Here is a 19,780-nt window from a genome sequence, read left to right as displayed (position 1 = left end):
GCAATGGTTTGACGTTGAGCAACCTGTCAATACGCGTGGTGAGCGAAGGCGGACGTGGTGCCGTCGTGGGCGATGAGTTCGACGACATAGGGCTGAACGCGACCATCAGGCAGCTCCATTCCTGGTGAGCCGGCGGGCATGCCGGGCGCCGCCAGACCGCGGGCGTCCGGCCGCTCGGCGAGCAGGCGACGGATGTCCTCCACCGGCACGTGGCCTTCGATCACGTAGCCGTCGATCAGCGCGGTGTGACAGGACATGGCAGCCGCAGGCACGCTGAAGCGCGCCTTCACCGCCGCCATCGGTTGATCCTGATGCACGGTGACAGCGTAGCCCTGCGTGCGCATGTAATTGACCCATGCGCCACAACAACCGCAGGATGGATCGCTGTACACGTCGAACGCATTCACCGCCATCGCCGCCGGTGCAAACAGCGCGGCAAACAGGGCGATACTGCCAAGGCGGGAAAACCACCGCTTCATCGTCATTCTCCTGATACCGGGGTGGTTTGCCACTGGATAGACACGATCTTCCAGCCGTTGTCGTCCTGTTTGAGGTTGAGCAACTCGCGGCTGCGCAGCGTGGTCGATTTACCCTTGACCGTGGCCTGGATGTCGCTCTCGCTACCGACCATGGCGGTGTCGCCCATCGGCATTGAACCCAGCGAGACCGGGGTGATCTTGGCACTCTTCAAGAACGCGATGTCCTCGCCCAAGTGACCAGCCGCGTAGGCGTCACGCGTCTGGACATGGCCGCCTTCGCTGATGGTGACATTGGGAGCCAGCAAAGCGAGTACGGCCGCTCGATCGCCGTGCTGCAAGGCCGCTTGGAACGCCTGTGCCACGGACTCGGCCGCGGGTGCCGCCTTCGGCTTCATGCCCTCCAGCGAAAGCGGGGCTTCAGCCGCGGGCGCGGCCGCCGCCGCATGATCGTGGTCATCTTCCGCAGCCGCGCCATGGCTGTGACCGACCTCACCGGACATGTCCATGCCTTTCATGTCGGCAGCACCGTGGGCGTCCTCATCGACGGCCTCACCGTGGCCATGGCCACCGTCCTCACCCATATGCATGTCCTCGTCCGGCGGGGCCTTGGCAACCATGGCTTTGTATTGCGCAGGCGTCATGCCCGGCAGTTTTTCGATGAACGCGACCATGCTCCAGATAGTGGGGTCGTCGTGACCGGGCACCATGCCCCAAGCCGGCATCCCGCTCATCTTGATGCCGTGCTTGATGATCCAGAACGCATCCGTCGGATCGACCCGTACCTGCGACAGGTTTGGCGGTAGCGGGTACAGGCCTTGGCGAAGCTCCGAGTCTTTCATCCCAGGCTTGAGATGACACTGGGTGCACATCGCCGCGTACTGGCCGGCCCCTTTCAAGATCAACTGCTCGTCATTGAGGTCGGGTACCACGATGTCTTTCGAGCGGGCATGGATGGACTGCTCTCGCAGGGTCTGCATTACCGCGAACACCGGCTTGGTGTGGTGGTCGTCAGCACCGATGTTGTAGAGGCCGGAATACACAAACGCACCGGCGCCGAGGGCAAGAACGCCCAGGACAACGGCAACGGTAATGCTGTGATGCTTGATGTGCTGTTTCATGGTATTTCCCCTTAGAACCAGAGTCGGACGCCGGCCACGATCTGCCGGTCGAGAACGGGTTGATGATCTTGTCGTGCGTAGTCGGCCGTGGTGCCGATGCGGCGCACCCAGTTCACCCCGATGTAGGGCGCGAACTGCCGGCGGATCTCGTAGCGCAGACGCAAGCCGAACTGCACGTCGGAAACGCCGCTGCCAATCCGGCGCTGCGGATCGTTCTTGCCGTAGAGGTTGATCTCCGCTTCCGGCTGGAGGATCAGGCGTTGGGTGAAGAGCATCTCGTACTCCGCACGCACACGGGCGGCGGTGCGGCCGGAAGGCCCGACGTAACCCGTCGCCTCCAGTTCGAACCAGTACGGTGCCAGTCCCTGCACACCGAAGGCCGCCCATGTGCGGTTGGGACCTTCGCCGATTTCTTGGCGCACACCCAATTGGGTGCTCCAGAACGTGGCGATGTTGTGGTTCCAGAAGGCTTCCAGGTCACCGTCTTCGAGCTTGCCGCGGCTGCGCTCGCCTTCGGTGCGTATCCACAGCTTGTTCTCGTCATTGCCGTACCAAGCTTGCGCTTCCCAACTCTGGCCATTCGCATCGCGACCATGGAAGGCTTCGAGCTGATCGATCAACAGCATGCCGACCGGTACGCTGCCGTGCATGTGCAACCCTTGTATGGGGCTGCCCGCGACGCCGTCGGAATAATCGTCACTGCGTGCGTTCGGCGGCGGACTGCCGCCCTGCATGGGACCCATCGCCATGCCAGGCATCGCGCCCATGCCGGTCATCTCACCTTGTCCCTTTTGGGGCATCGCCCCGTGATCCACCCCGGCCATGCCGCTGTGATCCATTCCTTGCATCGCTCCCGGACTCATGCCGGGCATCGATGAATGATCCATCCCCGACATGTCGCCGGTGGGTGCCGCCGATGTGGCCGGGTTGGCGGGCATCGACATGTCCGACATCGCGCCGTGATCCATGCCCGGCATGGCGCTGTGATCCATGCCCTTCATGCCATCCATGTCGTGGAAAGCCGGTGTCGACGGGGCCGGGGTGGGTGTCTTCCGCGCCTTCTTGGCGGACGGCTTCGGCGCCGGTTTCGCGGTGCTGCTTGCGGGAGCCGGCATCGGCATGCCGGGCATGCTGCCGTGATCCATGCCTGGCATGGAGCTCATGTCCATCGACGATGTGCTGCTGGCCGCGGGCGCGCTCTGCGCCGTGGCCGCCAATGGCAGCGCCAGCAACAGTGCAGCTAGCAACGCCGAACGATGCGGAGCGGTTGAGGTGTTACGACGATGCATTTTCATGACACCACCACCTCGCGGAACATGCCCGCCTCCATGTGATACAGCAGATGGCAGTGGTAGGCCCAACGGCCCGGGTTGTCGGCCGACACCGCATAGGTGACGCGCTGCGCCGGTTGCACGTTGATGGTGTGTTTGCGCACCTGGAATTGCCCGTCCGGATTCTCCAGCTCGCTCCACATGCCGTGCAGGTGGATCGGGTGGTTCATCATGGTGTCGTTGACCAGCACGATGCGTAGCCGCTCCCCGCTGTTGAAGTGCACCGGCTTGGCGTCGGAGAACTTCACGCCGTCGAACGACCAGATGAAGCGCTCCATGTTGCCGGTCAGGTGCAGCTCGATCTCGCGGCTTGGCTCGCGCGCATCAATTGGTCCGCCGATGGTGTGCAGGTCGGCGTAGGTCAGTACGCGGCGGCCGTTGTCGCGCAGGCCGATGCCCGGGTCGTCGAGGTTGGTGCGTGGCATGTCCACGTGCATGTCGACGCCGGGGCCGTATTCGGTACGGGCGTGGCGCACGACGGGTGCGGGCGTGGCCGCCATGCCGGCCATGCTGCCGTGATCCTTGCCGGCATGATCCATACCGGGCGTCGGGGCATGACCGCTGCCGTGATCCATCCCCCCCATCGACATCGCGCCCATCATGTCCTGCATCCCAAGCCATACCCGGGGATCCATCGCCGGAACCTCGGCCTGCATGCCTTGCCGTGGCGCCAGGGTGCCGCGGGCGTAGCCCGTGCGGTCGATCGACTGGGCGAACAGCGTATAGGCGCGCTCGTCCTGCGGCTCGACGATGACGTCGTAGGTTTCGGCCACCGAAATGCGGAACTCGTCGACCGAGACCGGCTCGACGTCCTGACCGTCGGCGGAAATCACCGTCATCTTCAGGCCCGGAATGCGTACATCGAAAATGGTGGACGACGAGCCGTTGATGAAGCGCAGCCGGACCTTTTCGCCGGGTTTGAAGATGCCGGTCCAGTTGCCCGTCGGCGCGGTGCCGTTCATCAGGTAGGTGTAGGTGTAGCCGGAAACATCGCCCAGGTCGGTGGGGTTCATGCGCATCTCGTTCCACATCTTGCGCATGGCCAAAGCCTGGCTCAGGCCCTTTTCTCGCACGTCGCGGAAAAAATCCGGCACGGTGGGCTGGGCGAAGTTGTAATAGTCGCTCTGCTTCTTCACCTTGGCGTAGATGCGCTCGGGATCCTCGTCGGTCCAGTCGTTAAGCATCACCACGTAGTCGCGATCCGTGGGGTAGCGCTCAGGGCCGTCCGGCTCGATCACCAGTGGGCCGTACAACGCGTTCTGCTCCTGGAAACCCGAATGCGAGTGGTACCAGTAGGTTCCCGACTGGCGCACCTTGAACTGGTAGAGGAAGGTTTCGCCGGGCGCAATGCCGTCGAAACTGATGCCCGGCACGCCGTCCATCTGGAACGGCAGGATGATGCCGTGCCAGTGGATCGAGGTCGGCACGCGCAACCGGTTAGACACGCGCAGGTTCACCGTGGTGCCTTCCTTCCAGCGCAGGATCGGGCCGGGAATGCCGCCGTTGACGGTGGTGGCCAGGCGTGTGGCACCGGTGTAGTTGACCGGGGTTTCGGCGATATCCAGCGCGAAGTCGGTGCCGCTCAGCACCGTGGGGTGACCGGGGTTGGTCAACGCCCAGACGTTCGAGGGACGCAGCAGGCCCAAGCCGGCCACGGCGCCGCCGATGGCGACACCTTGGACGAAGCGTCGCCGCGACAAATCTGCAGGGGGCGGGGGAAACAGGTTCATGGACTCTCTCCAGGGCAGGCGGTATCGATCATGCCGATACCGATCACAGCCGATTGCTTGCGATCATCGACACACGACGATCGCCAGCAAAGCTCATCAGAAACGAGGGAGAGTCAGACCGCCGGTGGTCGCAACGGAGGGGCGGTATTCAACGCGGGCGCGCTGCGGGGCAGCGGCATGGCATAACGGGCTGTGATGGGGGTCGAAACGGGAACAGTCGTGGCCCCGGGGGTCAACGTGGTACTGCACATCGCGGCACAAGTGCAGGCATGCCCCGCCGCGCCACCACAGCAACCGGACTGATCGTCACAACTGGATTGGGATCCCTTGGCGGCGACGTGGTGATGACAGGGTTCACTGACCGCCGCAACCGTTGTGTGCATAGAATGAGAGTGAGGACCTCCCGTCATACCCATCGGTGCAGCGGCCAATGAGTTGACGACCAGCATCAGCCACGCCAACACGCCCATCGCCCGGAGGCGACGTGAACGAGCGAGCAGACGCAGCGAGACGGTCATGAAACGAGCTTACCCGTGTGACCTGACACCTTCAACTCTGGAGGTGGGTTCAGGTGATTCACGGTCTGCTGTAGCCCATGTGCAGCGTGATCTTGTCACCTGTCTTGAGGTTGGCCGTGACCGACGGCGGGAAATGCACCTTCAAGGCCATACCTTCAGCGGTCACATCGACCACGCTGGTCTTCGTGTCGGCCGACGCCACCGTCGCGGGCATGTCGTGTCCCCGGAGCTGTCACTGCGAAGAGATGGTTGCCGAAATGGGCAGCCCCAACCGTTGCTCGATCACCGAACCCCGAGGCGCCGCGTCAACTGGCGAGCATGACGCTGCACCGATAAATGCCGGTCACATGCCACCCATTGGCCGCTGGCTGATGTGCCCAGCGGCCAACGATGAGGTTATCCAACCGTAGGGCCTCGCATTCGACCAATCTCCCAACTCACGTTCGATCCGCGCACCGTTACTGCAATCTGCTGCCCCATCCGCTGTTCGATGACCGGTTTCCACGGAACCAGGCTGAATCCCATACCGTCGTCCAGCATGGCGTAGCGCCCGCTGGCCAGCAGCACGCTGCGCCGATAGATACCGGCCACACGCTGCCCGTCGGTCACCGGCCGATGCTCCAATCCAGTTTCGGCCGCGATGTCACGCGCGGCCTTCGCCAACTCACGGCTGCGCAGCGTCGCCAGTAGGTTGCGCGCCAGAATCGGTCGCTGCCCACGCCGTTCAGCTAGCCCCTGCTCTACCAGGAAGTCGGTACGTTGGCGCATTCCGTCCTTCACCTCTCCACCAAAGCCCATGTCGCCCAACCCCTTGCCGCCGCCAATCAACTGCTGATCCAGCCAGGTGGCACCGATCACACGGGTCTGTCGCTCAATGGGCAGGTGTGACTTCAGTTCGACCGCGACGCCACCGCCCAGGCGCTGGCTGTCGTATTGGCGCCCCCGTTCGAGTAGATCGTCCGGCACCTTCCATAGTCCCTCGGCCACACGCTCTACCACGCCGGCTCGGCGCAGGGCTTCGAGTCGACGCACGTGAGCGGCGACCACTTCGCGTGGATCGCGCCCAGGCGTGGCTTGGCCTTGGGCAACCGCCAAATGCTGGTCGGTACGGTAGAAACCATCGACGGCCAGCGCGACGATGGTCTTGTCCGAGGCGCGTGTGCCGACGTCCCCCTTGACCTCGACGATGCTACCGGTCGGGTACTGCTCCAGGTCCGTCCGGGGCGGCAGCGTCACGTAGTGCGCCTTGCCGTCTGTGCCATCCACCACCAGATAACCCTTGTCGTACAGCTCGTCAGCCAACCCCTTGGCAGTGACGCGACCAACGAAGGTACGGCCATCCCCACGCGGCTCGGATACGGCCAGATCGCGCTGCGTGCCACCCAATGCCCGCTGCATGGTGCGAATGATGTCGCCGCGCTCGCCCATCGCCCGTAGGGTCGGCTCGGCCTCGATGTGGATCACCCACGTGCCGGCTTGCGGTTGGCTCGCCAGACCTATGCGCTGCAAGTATTGCAAGCGGCCGATCAACATCTCGCGCCGGCTGTGCAATCGCGGCTCGTTGAGACGTTCGACGTGCATCAGGCCATCAACGGCTTCGCGCTGCAAGGTGCGATCCAGACTGGTCCAGCGTTCCTGTTCGACTTCCCGCGCGAGCGTGCGCTGGATCTCCTGTTCGGTACGTGGCCCCAGCCATTCGGTGGCGAGTTCGGCAGCACGCTCGCGCAGCCCGCGGGTCAGGTACGCCTGCGCGATGATGAGATCGCGGCCAGTGTCGTCCTTGCCGCGCAGGACGATGTGCGTGTGCGGGTTGTCGGTGTTCCAGTGATCGACGGCTACCCAGTCCAGCCGCGTACCCAAGTCGGCTTCCATGCGGGCCATCAGGTGGCGCGTATAGGTACGCAGGTCACCCAGCTCGGCGCCGTCTTCGGGTGACACGATAAAGCGGAACTGTTGGCGGTCGCCGTGTCCGCGTTCCTCGAATGCAGTCAGGTCGCCTTCGTCCGTCGCCGCGCTGTACGCCCTGCCCGACTCACCGTCGCGGCCTACACCCTCGCGCTCGATGTAGCGCAGGTGCGTGACGGTTGAGCGTGCGCCGGCCTGCTTCAGGTATACCAACCGCACCTTGACGGTGGCACGCCGCGAGTTTGCAGACAGCGACTGCCCAGTGAACCGAGCCGCCACATGGCCGCGCCCCAGCCGGGAGCCGGGCGTCTTGCCGCGCTTGCCACCGGTAGTGTTGGCCGCCTTGCTCGCCTGGCGCAAGACCTGGGCGACGAAGGTATCGCCGCGTTGCTTCGGCGCGCCCGGACGGAGGCGGAAACGGTTGTCGCCGTCCGAGCGGTCGCGCCGGCTCATCGGCAAGCTCCATCCAAGACCATCGCGCCGGCGGGTGGCAGGCACGCGATATCTCCTGCGCGCGCCTGACCTTGCGCCGACTCGCAGCACGGTGCCGCGTACCGGCGCGTGCCGCGCCACCCCCATGTGCAGACAGGCTTTGTGCGCACCGTGGTGCCGCACCCTTCAATCTTGCCCTGCATCTTTCCCCGGCCTGACGGCACGGGGACGCGATGCCCCGGCGGCGCTGCGCGATGCGCAGCCTGCACGCCGGCGAGCGCCTGCCATGCCATCGGCATGGCGCGCTCGGGGCAAGCCGCCTGCACAAGGGAAACCACTTCAGCATGGCGCAGCGGATGCCAGGCAAAGCGCAGCGCGGATGCGCTCGCGCTGCATGCACGGCGAGGCTGCGGCGACACGGCATAACACCGGCCCACATGCACGACGTCGAGCGGCGTCATGGCCGCGTCTCCAGCCAGAGCGGATGCGCCACACCGAGCACGGCATCGGCACGTACCGGGCCGAAATACCGGCTGTCGAACGACGCTGGATTGGTCGTACTGAGCAGGAACAGTTCGCCAGGGCGAAGACGCCGGCAGGCCGACCAGGTGTGCAGCGGCCGGCCCCTGCCATCGATGCGCAACGCGGCAGCCACCGACACGCCGTCGATGCGCACGCTACCCTCGGCGATGCACACCTGCTGCCGCGCGACGGCGGCGACCGGCTTGAGCAGCGGGATGCGCGATGGCAGGTAGCCGCGCCGCGCGGCCAGTGCAGCGACGGCGGCCGGCAACGGCACCAGCACGATGCTGCCGACGTGCATCGCAGGTGACAGCGAGCCGGCATGGCGTGCGAGCGGATCGACGCGATACCAGCCGACCGCCACGCTGTCGGACGGGTTGTAAACCAGACGCGGCAACGGCGACACGAAGTACGCCCAGGCCAGCGCAGCGAGGCTGGCGGCGGCCAGTGTCGCCACGATGAGGCGAGTGCGCCGGCGCGAGCGAGGACGTGGCGCAGTGTCGATGGTGGGAATGACCGTCATGACAACGCCCTCCCCGCCAGCCAGGCGGCGTGCCGTTCGGCGGTGTAAACCGGCAACGGCCCATGCGCAAGGAGCCGGTTGCCCAGCATGCGCCAGTAAGCGGGCGATACGTCGACCGGCGCGATGCCCAATGCCTCGATGGCGTCGATGAGCGGCAGCACGAGGCGAACCATGCGTTCGCCTTCGGCGTGCAGCAGCAGGCATGCGCCCGGCCACACACCGGGGATGCGCTGCGCGGCATCCATCGACGTACATGCCTGCATCACCATGAGCTGCCAGCGCACCGTGCCGTAGTCGTTGGCCTCCCAGCGGATGCGACAGAAAATCGATGCTGGCCAGAACGCCGCCACGCGCCGCCAACGATCACGTTGCACGTGATACGCCGGTTCACCGAAGCGCAGATAGAGGTTGAAACGATGCGCGACGTAAGCGAGCGAGACCCGAGTCAACAGCTCGTGATCGATGAGCGCTGCGAAGGGCGGCGGCGCGATCGCTGCCACTTGAGAAGACGCATTCATGGGGTGTGCTCCGGGAACTCGCGCTCCAGCAACGCGCGCAGCAGCTCGGCCACCGTCACGCCCTGCGTGAACGCCGAGACCTTGATGCGCGCACGCAGCGCAGGCGTGATATCGAGCGTCAGACGTGCGGTGTAGAGGTCGCCTTTCTGAAGGTCGACGCCGTCGCCCTGACGAATCCACGCCTCGGCGTGCGGATTCGTCGGCGGGCGTGCGCCGATGGCGATACGCTTGCCGCGTGCATGGCTCATGACGACCACCGCAACAGCTCATCGGTCAGCGCCGTGATTTCGCGTGCAGCGGTGCTGTCGGGCGCCAGCTCACGCGCAAGCTGACCGGCCGCCACGCTGTCGGCGAAGACGATGCGCTGACGGATTTCCGATTGCAGCGATGGCAGCGGTTGTTCTGCAAGCGCACTGCGTGCCTCGCGGCCGATGACAGTGGTGCTGACGCGCCGGTTGATAACGAAGGCCGCACGCAGCACCGGCCGGAACACCTGTGCCTCGCGGATCAGCGCCACCATCTCGGCACTCGCCCACAGGTCGTAGGGACTGGGTTGCACCGGCACCAGCACACAATCGGCTGCCAGCAGCGCCGAGCGCGCCAGCGCGGCGATGCGCGGCGGCCCGTCGATGACGATGTAATCGCTACGGCGTGCCAACTCCGGTGCTTCCTGGTGCAGCGTCTCGCGTGCGAGGCCCACGGCGCTGAACAGCCGTGGGAGCCCCTGCTGGCTTCGACGCTGTGTCCAGTCCAGTGCCGAGCCCTGCGGATCGGTATCGAGCAGGATGACCTGCTTGCCGCGCAACGCCAGTTCGCCGGCGATGTGTGTGGCAAGCGTGGTCTTGCCGACGCCGCCTTTCTGGTTGAGCAGAGCGACGATCATGGGACGGTTCTCCACGACGGAAAACGGCCCGTTGATCGACTTGGAAAACGCGATGGTTGGAGTGGTTGGTGTCGCTGTTGCTTTTGGGTTTCGGCAGTTGTCCACTGCAACGGCGTGGCGCTACTACCTGTTAGTGTTTTTAGGTTAGGTAAGTTAGAGGCCGCGGAAACCCGCGTGGTGATTGGGTTTTCGGCCGATTCTGTTGCCTGATAGCACGAGGATGTGTTGCCCGATAGCACGAGTCTTCGGTTGCCTGATAGCACGAGGCCATTCACCGCTTGTTCCCGAGTTATCCCCGTGCCGCGTACGGCACGGGCCGGAAGGTCAGCAGCTCCGCTTTGCGGTCGGGCGTCCACTCGATGCCGAGCACGTAGCCGGGCAAGGACTGTTTCGCCACCAGCGCACGCAGGTCGGTGGCGAAGTCGTAGAACCGGGCCATGCTGCCGGACTTGCGATACAGGTACGCGAAGTCGAACTGCCAGCCGCCGGCCTGGCGCCCACCGTGTTTGCGTACGAGGCGATACAGCCAGCGTTCGATGCCACCGGTGAGCCGGAAGTACGCCGGGTCGATGGTCAATACCAGGGCGGCGTCGAGCACGCCGGCATAGAACCAATCCGGCAGGATCATCTCGATGCCCAGTGGCGTGCCGCGCGCATCGGCCCGCTCCTTCCACTCGTTGATCCACGAGAAGCGGTGCAAGCGCCGTCTGGTGGTCTCGCGGATCGACGTGGCCACGGTCGTCGATTGCAGGCGATCCAGCGCGGCCTTGAGGCGTTGGTAATCGCGCAGCGACGTACCGCGCCCGACGAAGCGCAGGATCTCGTAAGGCGTGGCCTGCATCAGCCGCGAGGTCGGGATACCCGCGTCGCGGGCTTCGACTATCTGGCTCGCGGCCCAGATCAGGATGTCCGCATCCCAGATGGTGGCGATGCCGTGCTCCGCCGTCCCTTCCACGCGGATAGTCACGCCGCCGCCACGGAAGTCGATCGGCGCGGTGCGCCGCGACTTCGCCAGCGAGAAGAACGGAAACGCCATCAGGTCCTGGCTGTCGCGCGGGGCCATGTCGCCCGGCAACGCGCGGAACAGCGTGAGCTGTTCGCGTGCCGGTCGGGACATGACGATGGCCGCCCACACACCGCCCGTCAGCGCGCACGGCTGTCGGCCGAGTGCCGCTCGGCGTACTCGGGGTCGGACGTGGCCTCGAAGCTGCGCGCATCGGCCCAGGCATCGAGGTCGACGACGGCGTACATGACGCGCCGGCCAAACTTGCGAAAGCGCGGCCCGTCGCCAATCACGCGCTGTTTCTCCAACGTGCGCGGCGACAGCCGCAGGTATCCGGCGGCTTCATCATTGGTCAGGTAGCGCGCCGGTTGGCCGGCTGCGGCGGGTTGTGGTGCAGTGGTGTGGGCGGCATAGGGCCGCACAGGAACGGGTCGCATGGGGTGAGCCTCCATCGGTTGAGAGCGCCGGCGGCGCTATCGCCGCCGGATGGAGGCAGTCTCAGGAAAGATGGGGCGCTTGCTCAGGGACGTTTTGTGGGGACATGCAAACGTCCCTGTGCAGCGGATGTATCGTGGAGTAGGCGGCGGTAGCCGCCACGCATCAGCACGGTGCCGCGCTGCGCCAGCCGGCGCACGCGGGCGCGCAACGCGCTGTCGGCATGCCAGTCGGCCGCGACGGTCGCCGGCCCATACAACGCCTCGGCCACTTCGCGTAACCTGGCACCCGCCAGCGTGCCGTCCAGCGCCTGCAAGGTGTGCGCCTCCAGCAATGCGGTGCGGCTTGGCCGCGCCACGCACAAGGCCCACGGCGCGCGCTCATCCGCAGGCAATGACATCCCGGGATCATCAGGGTGGACGGCACGCACATAAGGCATGCCGTGCGCCAGCGCCGGGGCGAGTGCGAAGCGCCGCCAGCGGCCCGGCACCCAGATGGTCAGCGCCAGGTGCTTGCCGTCATGGAACAGGTGTTTGTGGCCAGCGATGCGCCAGAGATCGAACGACGCCGTGTCGGGCGCCGGCGCCAAGTCGGGGTGGAGCTGCACGACACCGGCCGGCTCGGGACACCAGACCGGATGCACGTCGCGCGCATCCAAGCCTGGGATTTCAAGCCCGCGCAAACCCCAGCGTTGCGCTACGGCACCAGTCGGTCGGCGATGGTGGCGCCGCCAGTCGCGGTAGTAGTCGGGATGGCGGCGAAGGTATTCCCAGGCGAGCGCGGGGCCGTCCAGATGCAACACGTAGAGGTAAGCGGCGCTGGGACGCCAGGGATCGTGGCGGGAATCGGTCATGGCGCGGACTCCTGTGGCAACGCAGGGCGTCGCAATGGGCGTCCACGAACCGGCGCGCGATCGTCAAAACGTCATAGCGATCGGTGAGGCGTTGGGAAGATCAAGACCGTTTGACTCCGACGTATTGCGTGGCTCGTGCGGGTGCGACGGCGGTGCGCGTCATTTTTCGCGTACCGCATCGGACACAGTGCATAACATCGGCAATGCGATAACGACTGATTGCGTCCGAGTGGTACGGGACGGCGTACAGAGTGCCGATTGATGCGGACTCGATCTGTAGCCAGACCGAAATAGACACAATACGCCCGGTTTGGCGGGGATTGGATCGCGCACCGAGGGCGGTCAGTCGAGGATCGACCCGTTGAGTTGGGCCAGCCGTGTGTATCCCGACAGCGTACGCGTGGGCTGGAAATGCTGATCGCGCAGAACCGGCCGATTCAACGGGCCGACGATGGCCGCGAGCTCCGACAGCCGGATCGTGCCTAGCTCGGGCATGCCGATACCCAAGTCGCACAGACCCCAGGCCGTATCGCCATCGGCGGGATCGAGCGCAGCCAGCAGCCAGGTCGCGTGTGCGTCCGGAGTAAACAGCTTGACCACCGGCAGCGGATCGAAGTCCTGCGCGGTGGCGCGGGCCTGGCCGTTGGCCAACAGCTGGGTACGTTCGTCGTCGGTGATGAAGGGATTCATCGTCGCTATTCCAGCAAGGATCGCCCCACCGGAGTACCGCTTTCCTTTGTGCCGACGCCGGTGCAAAACCGCACCCAACTACCAAGGCGTACATGCGCTTTTGGAAGGATGCGGGTATCCGCCGATCCGGTTCCGCGCATTCGTGCAGAAGCACGAATGCGCATGTCTGCACATCCGTCGAAGCACACAAGTACCGATGCGGATTTGTGGAAGTCAGCAAAGCCACCGATGCGCATTCGCGAAAATCCTCGAACCCACAAAAGCGTCGATCCGGCTGGGCACGCCGAGACCAAAGCGGCTGACATGGTAAGCCCAAAATTCGTTATTGAGTTATCTTTAACGTGGTTTTAATTGGCGTGCCAATCGACGCTTCTGCCCATGCAGAAGCGTTCCATCCAGCGCGGCCGCCCGGCCGGTGCCACGACATTCGAGGCGGAGCCGGCCAAGGCGTTCGGGGCGGTCGTGCGCGCACGGCGCACGGAGCGCGGCATCGCTCAGGAAGATCTCGCCAATCAGGCAGGCATCGAACGCTCGCATCTGGGCAAGATCGAGCGTGGTGAGCACATGCCGACACTGGTGCTCATCCTCAAGATTGCCCGTGCACTCGGATGCAGCTCGGCTGACTTGATGACGGAGACGGAAGGCCGCCTGGCGGCTTCCGGCTCCTAGAACGAAGGCGCCCCGCCGCAAGGGGCGGGGCGCGGTGGGCGGCCGTCAGGCTGCCGGCTTGCTGCGCGACCAGATCAAGTTGTGCGTGCCGCCTTCTTCCTCGATCAAGCGAGCGTAGATCGTCGCCGGGAACGAAGGGTCGTCGAGGGTCACGGACAGGTACGGTCGCTCGGCCTGGCTGACTTTCTTCCACGCCGCGCCGATGTCGTAGCCGCCGGCCGCCTGGATGCGGAAGTCGGGGGCGTTTTCGCTGCCCTTGTCATTGGGGACGAACTTGACCTTGACGTTGAGCGTCAGGGTGCGAACCGTGCCGGCGAAGCCGTCGTTCTGAGCGGTGAAGGTGCCGATGTTGGCCATGATGTTTTCTCCTTTCGGGTTAACCAAGGTCGCGCCCATCGCGTCCTTGTTGTGCTCCGATCGGCGGGGGTCGGGCTGGCTGCACCGCTTGCGGCCGGAACGCAGTGGAGGACCGGGAGGCGCAAAGAATTTGCTGCGCGAGGAATCCGCATAGCGGAGGGGAAATTGTTTGCGCCAGACGGTTGCGGCCATGAAGCCCGAGGCGCAGCCGTGCCCCGCCAGGATGCACAACAGCCAAAGGACGCATGGGCCCATCTCTCCCGAAAGGAGCCGTGGCCAACTCGCCATCGCAGCGGGACGGCTTCACCGGTTTGTTCCCTGACGCGGACAAGGTCAATACCCCAACGACGAGCGAGAACGCCCCTGCCGCAGCCTGCGGCGATGTGCTTGAGGCGTGGTGTGGAAGCTCCATAGCAGGGCCGGACGGCGTGTCGGTGATCCGTTCTTCGTGACGTGTGGACAACGAATCGTCAGCGTCGAAGACGGCACGCCTTTGCACAACCTGCCGCAGCAAGTCGGGGCGTAGCCCCACGCGCCCCGCCCATTGCGGCGGGGTGCCATCAAAACCTTCCCGCCTAAGCGGACAACCAATTGCCGTACCACGCACAAGGCACGTGTACCCTACCCCGTCGCCGCCTGGTCGATGGCGGCGACGGGGCGATTTTTTCTCTGGACGTTGAAACCGGGCGCGGCAGACCTGCCGCGCCCGGTTTTGAGAAGAAGCCCCGACGCACTGCGCCGGAGCCCTGCGGCTATCTCACGCGGCCAGCGCGTGGGCCGCCCCCTCGTCGGCCGCATCTTCCGGCGCATCCGCTTCGCTCACCGTTTCCTGCGCGCCTTCCTGTGGCTCCGTGTCGTGTCCGGCCTGGAACACAACCGGCATCCAGCCGGTGCCCTCGGCCAGCCGTTCGGCCTCGTTGGCAATGTCGGCCTTCTTGAGCTTGGACAGCCGCATGACATGCTCAGGTGCAAACTGCCCCACGGCTTCCAGAATCACGGCCTTGGAGACGTGGCGGAAATAGCCTTCCGCGGTCGGCTTCCACCATGCGGCCATGTTCAGCCCGACGGCCTGCGCCAGTTCCGCGCCGGGCTGGGGCTGCGCAGCATGGGGTGTCACCACGTCCACCGTAGCCGCCACGCACACGGCCAGTAGCCGCACCAGCTCGTCCTGCGGCTTCGCCAGCAGTACGGCGAACAGGTCGGCGGTGTCCTCCGGTAGCTTCTCGCCGTATGCCTGCTGCAACTCGCGCAGTGCCACGGCGGCAGACGATTCCGGCCAGTCCAGAGCGGAGTTTTCGAGCCTATCCTGCACGCTCAGGCGTACGCCGAGCGGCAGGCCGTCGCCGTAGTGGCCGTCCTGCAGGACGGCCTGCACCATCCCATGCACTAGCGCGGCCAGCGCTACCTGTGGGTGCCGGGCGACTTCGACTTGCAGCGCAGCCGTGCGGTGCGCACTCAGACGCTGCGCCAGCCGGTCGGACAGGCTGGTGGCCTGCGGCGGCTCCGGGTTTTCGGCTTCGTCGTCGGTAGCGTCCTCGGCGCCGGCCAGACTGTGGCGTAACCGTTCCAGCGTGTGCAGCGCCTTGGCCTCGGCCTCGCGCAGAAGGCCACGATGCACCACCACGTCGCCCTCGTGGTCGATGGTGATGATGGCACCGGCCACGCCACGCGCCTCCGGCGCGTAGTCCTGCAGGGCATCCTGTGCGGTCTGCCATTCGCCGGTGACCTGTTCGCGCCGCTGGTGCAGTGCGTCGGCCTTGTCTTCGTCCTCCGCCTCGTAAGCATCTTCCAGCGCCGTGTCGATCTTGTCGATGCGCGTTTGCAGCGAGGTGAGGTGGCGCGCTTCGCGGGCGGTCGGCTCGCGCCGCCGGCGTGGTGCGGCATGGAATGCCTGCCTTTCGGCGTGGTTCAAGTGCGGCACGGCTTCGACCCACGCCCAACCCTCGGCGCGGACTTCCTCTGCCAGCGCGACCAGCTTGTCACGCACTAGCCGTTCCAGCAGCGCGGCGTCGTCCAGATAGACGCCGCTGTCGTTCTCCGCGAACAAGTCTCGGCGAACACCGCCACCCGCCGCCGTGTAGGCTTCCAAGCCGACAAAGTGCACCAGCGGATGCTGCGCGTCGATCTCGCGCGCGGTCAGGCGCTCGCGCAGCGCAGCCGGGCTGCGCTGCCATTCCGGTGCCTCATAGAACGCCGCTTCCTGCGCGGCATGGTCGTCGGTGATCGCCAGCGCCATCAACTGATCCAGCGTCACCGCATCGTTCCGGTAGTCCGCCATCAGGCGCGGCGACACGTTGGCGAGTTTGAGGCGACGCTGCACCACCAGCGGGGTCACGCCGAAGTCGGCGGCAACGTCCTCGATGGGTCGGCCCTCGGCCACCAGTGCGGCGAATGCCTCGAACTGATCCGCCGGGTGCATGGCTTCGCGCTGCACGTTCTCGGTCAAGCTCACGGTACGGGCCGACGCATCGGCCACCAGCAGGCACGGCACCTCGTAATCGGCAGCGATGCGCCGTTTCTTCGCCAGCAGTTTCAGCGCGGCCAGTCGACGGCCACCGGCCACCACGTCGTAATGCTCGTCATCGGCGGCAAGAATCACGGTGAGGTTTTGTAGCAGGCCCACGCGCAAAATGCTGGCGGCGAGTGCGGCGACGGAGGCACCCGCCGTCTTGCGAACGTTGCGCTTGGACGAGCGAAGCTGTGACAGCGGGACGAGAATCAGGTTTTGCGCCGGGGCAGCCGCTTCCAGGACGCGGGTTTCGGTTTGGGTCTTGGCGTTCATGATACGGACTCCTATCGAGTGAGAAGCAACAGCGAAGGCGGAGGGCCACGCGGCCCTCCGCGTGGGGATTCAGGCTTTCAATTGGCGCATGCCTTCGGCGAGCAGCCACAGCGCGCGGTTGAGGCGCACGCTCTGGTCGATGCCCTGCACGGGTCGTGTGCGCTGGCGGTGGCCGTTGGCACTGCGGCCGAGCAAGCCGCCCTGCGTCAGGTTTTCCTGCGTGCGGTTGAACACGCTCCACAGATCGGGCCGGTTGTCGTCGAAGCGGCGCGGGGCCAGCACTTGGCTTTCGGTGATCGGCGCGGGTTTGGCGGGGTCGTCGTACTTGAGGGCCAGCGCAGCGCGAGCGAACACTTCGGCCTCGCCGCTGTCCAGCCTGATGGCCTGCATGGCATTGCGGGATTGCTGCGCGCGGTCGAAGCCGTGCAGCACTTCGTAAGCCCCCTCGATGACCTGTCCGGCCACGTCGCCCTGATGACGCACGCGCACGTCCGCCACGGTGTCGCCGCACACGAGGCCGTTCTTGCAGACGAAACGGAACATGCCTGCCAGTAGCTGATAGCTGCTGGTGCCGTCGTGCGAATTCAGCAGGATGATTTCGTTGGCTTCGCGGCCGTTAATCTGGCTGGCGTGGCGCAGCCGCAGCATGTGCTTGGTGAAATCGCGGCGGTCGTCGGCCCGCACGCGGGTCTGCGTGACCATGAAGGGCTGGAACCCTTCCTTGCGCAGCTCGGCCAGCACGGCGGCGGTGGGGATGTAGGCGTACCGCTGCGAGCGGCTTTGGTGCGGGGCGTCCGCGTAGATGGACGGGGCCACGGCGCGGATTTGGTCATCCGACAAGGGGTATTCCGAGCGCAGCACCGGGGAATGGGATGCGAAACGGGATGCAAGTTGCATGGTTTTTCTCCTGACAAGGGTTGGCTGTTGAACCCCACCGGATTCCTAGATTCGGAGCCCGCTTTGGACTTCCGGTGGGGTCGGCGTGGAGACCTGGGCCGGCCTCGTTGCCACCGTCTTTCCTGAGTTCATCGCCCGCGACGGTCAGGAGCGCACGATCGGGTGCCGTCAAGGAGGAAAGCGCCGGGTGGGTGCGGCCCGCAGGCGCAGCCGAGGACACGGCCCGGCGCGCCTTGACGGCGCACGGCCGCGGGCTACAGTCGCGAACAAGGGGATGAAGTCAGGAAAGGCGGATCACACGGCAACGACCGCAGTGGGCGCCGACCCCACGCAAGCGAAGCGCGCAGGCCCGGATCAAAGAGCCGGGCCGGAGGCGTCAGCGATGGGCGCCGTAAGGACGACACGCCATCGGCGGCTCGATGCGCAGCACGACAGCGCGGCCCGGCTTCGCTCGGGCGACGCACCACGCGCTGTGAACAGAAAGGTGAATCGTCGATCGACAGCGGACACCGCAAAAAAGGGGGCCGAAGCCCCCTCGGATTACAGCAGCCCGCGTTCGGCCAACGACACCGTGTCGTTGCCACCGACGACGATGTGATCCAGCGTACGCACCTCGATCAACGCCAGCGCCTCCCTGAGCCGGAGCGTAATCGCCTTGTCCGCCTGGCTCGGCTCGGGGTGCCCGCTGGGATGCGGGTGCGCGAAGATCACTGCCGCCGCATTGAGCCGCAGCGCTTCCTTGACCACCTCGCGTGGGTGCACCGGGGCACCATCGAGCGTGCCGCGGAACATCTCCACGTACTCGATCAACCGATGGCGATTGTCGAGGAACAACACTGCGAACACTTCGTGATCCAGGCCCGCGAGCTTGGCGCGCAGATACGCCTTCACGTCAGCCGGCGAACCAAAGTTCGCACCGCGCTGCATCTTCTGATCGACGACCTGGCGCGCCGCCGCCAGGATCTGCTCGGCCGTCGCCGGCTGATAGCGACCGCGTGCGTCACGTACCAGCAGTGAGACATCCGAGGGGAAGGAAATGTGCGACATGATCGTGCTCCGGTTGCTCGGGCGGCATTGCCCGGAACCGGTGCCTCACGGCGCAGCGCAAGCAGTCAGGGGTCGAAGACGGCTACGGCCGCAAGCGTGCAAGCACGCGCAGCCCTTGACGGCGAGAACGCCGTGATACCGTGAAGGGACACAGCAAGACCGCCACCACTACGCCACAACGCCGGCAAGCGGAGCGCGCAGGCCCACCAAGGGCCGGAGGCGTCAGGGATCAAAGCCGGATGGCCGCGACTCGGCACGAGGCGCGGGGCGCAGCCCGCGAGCCCGACGGCGGCACGCCGGAACGCTATCGCATTGATGATCTTTGCAGTTGGACAAAGCGGTTATGGATACAACGGCCCTCCCCGACTTCGCATCATTCAACATCGATCGCAGCGACGTGCCTTTCGCCATGCCGTGGCCTCAACCGGGGAATCCGGCCGCCCTGCTCGCCTTCCACCACTTCCAGGAATGGCGGACGTTCATCGCAGACCGTGGACTGCACCCTGCCATACCGCGCATCGTCGGCGACAAGTTCCGCCGTGCCCAGCGACTCTACGCGTTGGCGTGGCTGGATGCGGACTTGGTGAAAGCTGGCGAACTGGTCGCGCTAACCGCGCTCGAACTGGCGTTAACAGACCGATATGGCGAGTTCTTCCACCAACGACCGGCGCAGGCAGGTAACAAGCGCAGGCCGCCCCCCATGTTGCACGACCTGCTTGAATACCTGGTGGACAACGATGGCCTCACGGATACCCAGCTTCCCTTCACGCAACGCTACGGCGGGTCCATCATCCCTGCGCTGCGCAGTGATCGGGCGACACGTGGCGAATCGGACAGCAGGAATGCCTCGCAATCAACTCTCGCCGATGTTCGTAACTCGCTTGCGCACGGTGATCCATTCGATGGCCTGCCGTGGAGCGGCTTGCTCGAACTGGTACGCGACCTGATCGAGTACGCCTACCGATCTTATCTGCAAGAAGGTCGAACAGGATGCGGCGGATGAACGCCGACCGTAGCTCAGCCAAACCCCTGTCTGGGTGTTGTCGGGTTCCTGCCGTATCGCTCCTGCCTCTCGCTTTCCATACTTC

Annotated in this window: 21 protein-coding genes; 2 read left to right on the top strand and 19 right to left on the bottom strand. The window is 65.5% G+C overall.

Annotation, left to right across the window (positions count from 1 at the left end; all coding sequences use genetic code 11):
- Positions 1-26: 26 nt before the first annotated feature.
- The 15 genes from UUA_RS05405 to UUA_RS05340 all read right to left on the bottom strand — a co-directional run bounded on the left by UUA_RS05405 (position 27) and on the right by UUA_RS05340 (position 12,940).
- Positions 27-479, bottom strand: a complete 453-nt coding sequence (locus UUA_RS05405) for a DUF411 domain-containing protein (RefSeq protein ID WP_081491503.1) — start codon at positions 477-479, stop codon at positions 27-29.
- Positions 480-481: 2 nt separating this feature from the next.
- Complete coding sequence (locus UUA_RS05400) at positions 482-1,597, bottom strand: c-type cytochrome (RefSeq protein WP_008434921.1); 1,116 nt, start codon at positions 1,595-1,597, stop codon at positions 482-484.
- Positions 1,598-1,608: 11 nt separating this feature from the next.
- The gene (locus tag UUA_RS19945) at positions 1,609-2,892 is read right to left on the bottom strand and encodes a copper resistance protein B (RefSeq protein ID WP_238532991.1); all 1,284 of its coding nucleotides are present in this window, start codon (positions 2,890-2,892) and stop codon (positions 1,609-1,611) included.
- Positions 2,889-4,658, bottom strand: a complete 1,770-nt coding sequence (locus tag UUA_RS05385; protein WP_008434917.1) for a copper resistance system multicopper oxidase — start codon at positions 4,656-4,658, stop codon at positions 2,889-2,891. Before UUA_RS05385 ends, UUA_RS19945 begins: the two co-directional genes overlap by 4 nt.
- Before the next feature lie 576 nt (positions 4,659-5,234).
- On the bottom strand, positions 5,235-5,390 hold the full coding sequence (locus UUA_RS19800; RefSeq protein WP_167316976.1) for a hypothetical protein: 156 nt from the start codon (positions 5,388-5,390) through the stop codon (positions 5,235-5,237).
- A gap of 182 nt (positions 5,391-5,572) precedes the next feature.
- On the bottom strand, positions 5,573-7,534 hold the full coding sequence (locus UUA_RS05380) for a relaxase/mobilization nuclease and DUF3363 domain-containing protein (protein ID WP_008434916.1): 1,962 nt from the start codon (positions 7,532-7,534) through the stop codon (positions 5,573-5,575).
- Positions 7,531-7,974: a hypothetical protein gene (locus tag UUA_RS18760; RefSeq protein WP_081491502.1), complete on the bottom strand. Its 444-nt coding sequence runs from the start codon at positions 7,972-7,974 to the stop codon at positions 7,531-7,533. The genes UUA_RS05380 and UUA_RS18760 overlap by 4 nt, the downstream gene beginning before the upstream one ends.
- Complete coding sequence (locus tag UUA_RS05375) at positions 7,971-8,558, bottom strand: S26 family signal peptidase (protein ID WP_008434915.1); 588 nt, start codon at positions 8,556-8,558, stop codon at positions 7,971-7,973. The genes UUA_RS18760 and UUA_RS05375 overlap by 4 nt, the downstream gene beginning before the upstream one ends.
- A complete protein-coding gene (locus tag UUA_RS05370) occupies positions 8,555-9,076 on the bottom strand; it encodes a DUF2840 domain-containing protein (protein WP_039953602.1) in 522 nt (173 codons plus the stop codon). The genes UUA_RS05375 and UUA_RS05370 overlap by 4 nt, the downstream gene beginning before the upstream one ends.
- Positions 9,073-9,324, bottom strand: a complete 252-nt coding sequence (locus UUA_RS05365) for a hypothetical protein (RefSeq protein WP_008434910.1) — start codon at positions 9,322-9,324, stop codon at positions 9,073-9,075. The genes UUA_RS05370 and UUA_RS05365 overlap by 4 nt, the downstream gene beginning before the upstream one ends.
- A complete protein-coding gene (parA, locus tag UUA_RS05360) occupies positions 9,321-9,959 on the bottom strand; it encodes a ParA family partition ATPase (RefSeq protein ID WP_008434907.1) in 639 nt (212 codons plus the stop codon). The genes UUA_RS05365 and parA overlap by 4 nt, the downstream gene beginning before the upstream one ends.
- A 289-nt stretch (positions 9,960-10,248) precedes the next feature.
- Positions 10,249-11,076, bottom strand: coding sequence for a replication initiator protein A (locus UUA_RS05355; RefSeq protein ID WP_039953600.1), 828 nt, complete (start codon positions 11,074-11,076; stop codon positions 10,249-10,251).
- Between the two features lie 26 nt (positions 11,077-11,102).
- On the bottom strand, positions 11,103-11,399 hold the full coding sequence (locus UUA_RS05350) for a helix-turn-helix transcriptional regulator (RefSeq protein WP_008434905.1): 297 nt from the start codon (positions 11,397-11,399) through the stop codon (positions 11,103-11,105).
- A gap of 83 nt (positions 11,400-11,482) precedes the next feature.
- Positions 11,483-12,250 carry a DUF2285 domain-containing protein gene (locus tag UUA_RS05345; RefSeq protein ID WP_008434904.1) on the bottom strand — a complete coding sequence of 256 codons (768 nt, stop codon included), beginning with the start codon at positions 12,248-12,250 and terminating at the stop codon, positions 11,483-11,485.
- A 342-nt stretch (positions 12,251-12,592) separates the two neighbouring features.
- The gene (locus tag UUA_RS05340; protein WP_008434902.1) at positions 12,593-12,940 is read right to left on the bottom strand and encodes a DUF2958 domain-containing protein; all 348 of its coding nucleotides are present in this window, start codon (positions 12,938-12,940) and stop codon (positions 12,593-12,595) included.
- A gap of 378 nt (positions 12,941-13,318) precedes the next feature.
- Here UUA_RS05340 and UUA_RS05335 point away from each other — a divergent pair, with 378 nt between their 5' ends.
- Positions 13,319-13,609, top strand: coding sequence for a helix-turn-helix domain-containing protein (locus UUA_RS05335; protein ID WP_008434900.1), 291 nt, complete (start codon positions 13,319-13,321; stop codon positions 13,607-13,609).
- A 45-nt stretch (positions 13,610-13,654) separates the two neighbouring features.
- Here the strand turns inward: UUA_RS05335 and UUA_RS05330 are convergent, their stop codons facing one another.
- The 4 genes from UUA_RS05330 to radC form a co-directional block, all read right to left on the bottom strand.
- Complete coding sequence (locus UUA_RS05330) at positions 13,655-13,966, bottom strand: DUF736 domain-containing protein (RefSeq protein ID WP_008434898.1); 312 nt, start codon at positions 13,964-13,966, stop codon at positions 13,655-13,657.
- Between the two features lie 757 nt (positions 13,967-14,723).
- The gene (locus UUA_RS05325) at positions 14,724-16,748 is read right to left on the bottom strand and encodes a ParB/RepB/Spo0J family partition protein (RefSeq protein WP_008434896.1); all 2,025 of its coding nucleotides are present in this window, start codon (positions 16,746-16,748) and stop codon (positions 14,724-14,726) included.
- Positions 16,749-16,817: 69 nt separating this feature from the next.
- Positions 16,818-17,645: a DUF932 domain-containing protein gene (locus tag UUA_RS05320; protein ID WP_008434895.1), complete on the bottom strand. Its 828-nt coding sequence runs from the start codon at positions 17,643-17,645 to the stop codon at positions 16,818-16,820.
- Positions 17,646-18,185: 540 nt separating this feature from the next.
- Complete coding sequence (gene radC / locus UUA_RS05315) at positions 18,186-18,692, bottom strand: RadC family protein (protein ID WP_008434893.1); 507 nt, start codon at positions 18,690-18,692, stop codon at positions 18,186-18,188.
- Between the two features lie 328 nt (positions 18,693-19,020).
- Between radC and UUA_RS05310 the strand changes: the two genes are divergently transcribed.
- Positions 19,021-19,695, top strand: a complete 675-nt coding sequence (locus tag UUA_RS05310) for a hypothetical protein (RefSeq protein WP_202946895.1) — start codon at positions 19,021-19,023, stop codon at positions 19,693-19,695.
- Positions 19,696-19,780 lie beyond the last annotated feature (85 nt).

The organism is Rhodanobacter thiooxydans LCS2 (genome assembly GCF_000264375.1).
Classification (GTDB): Bacteria; Pseudomonadota; Gammaproteobacteria; order Xanthomonadales; family Rhodanobacteraceae; genus Rhodanobacter; species Rhodanobacter thiooxydans.
Note: the sequence above shows the minus strand (reverse complement) of the source record. Positions and strands in the feature narration are given on the sequence as shown.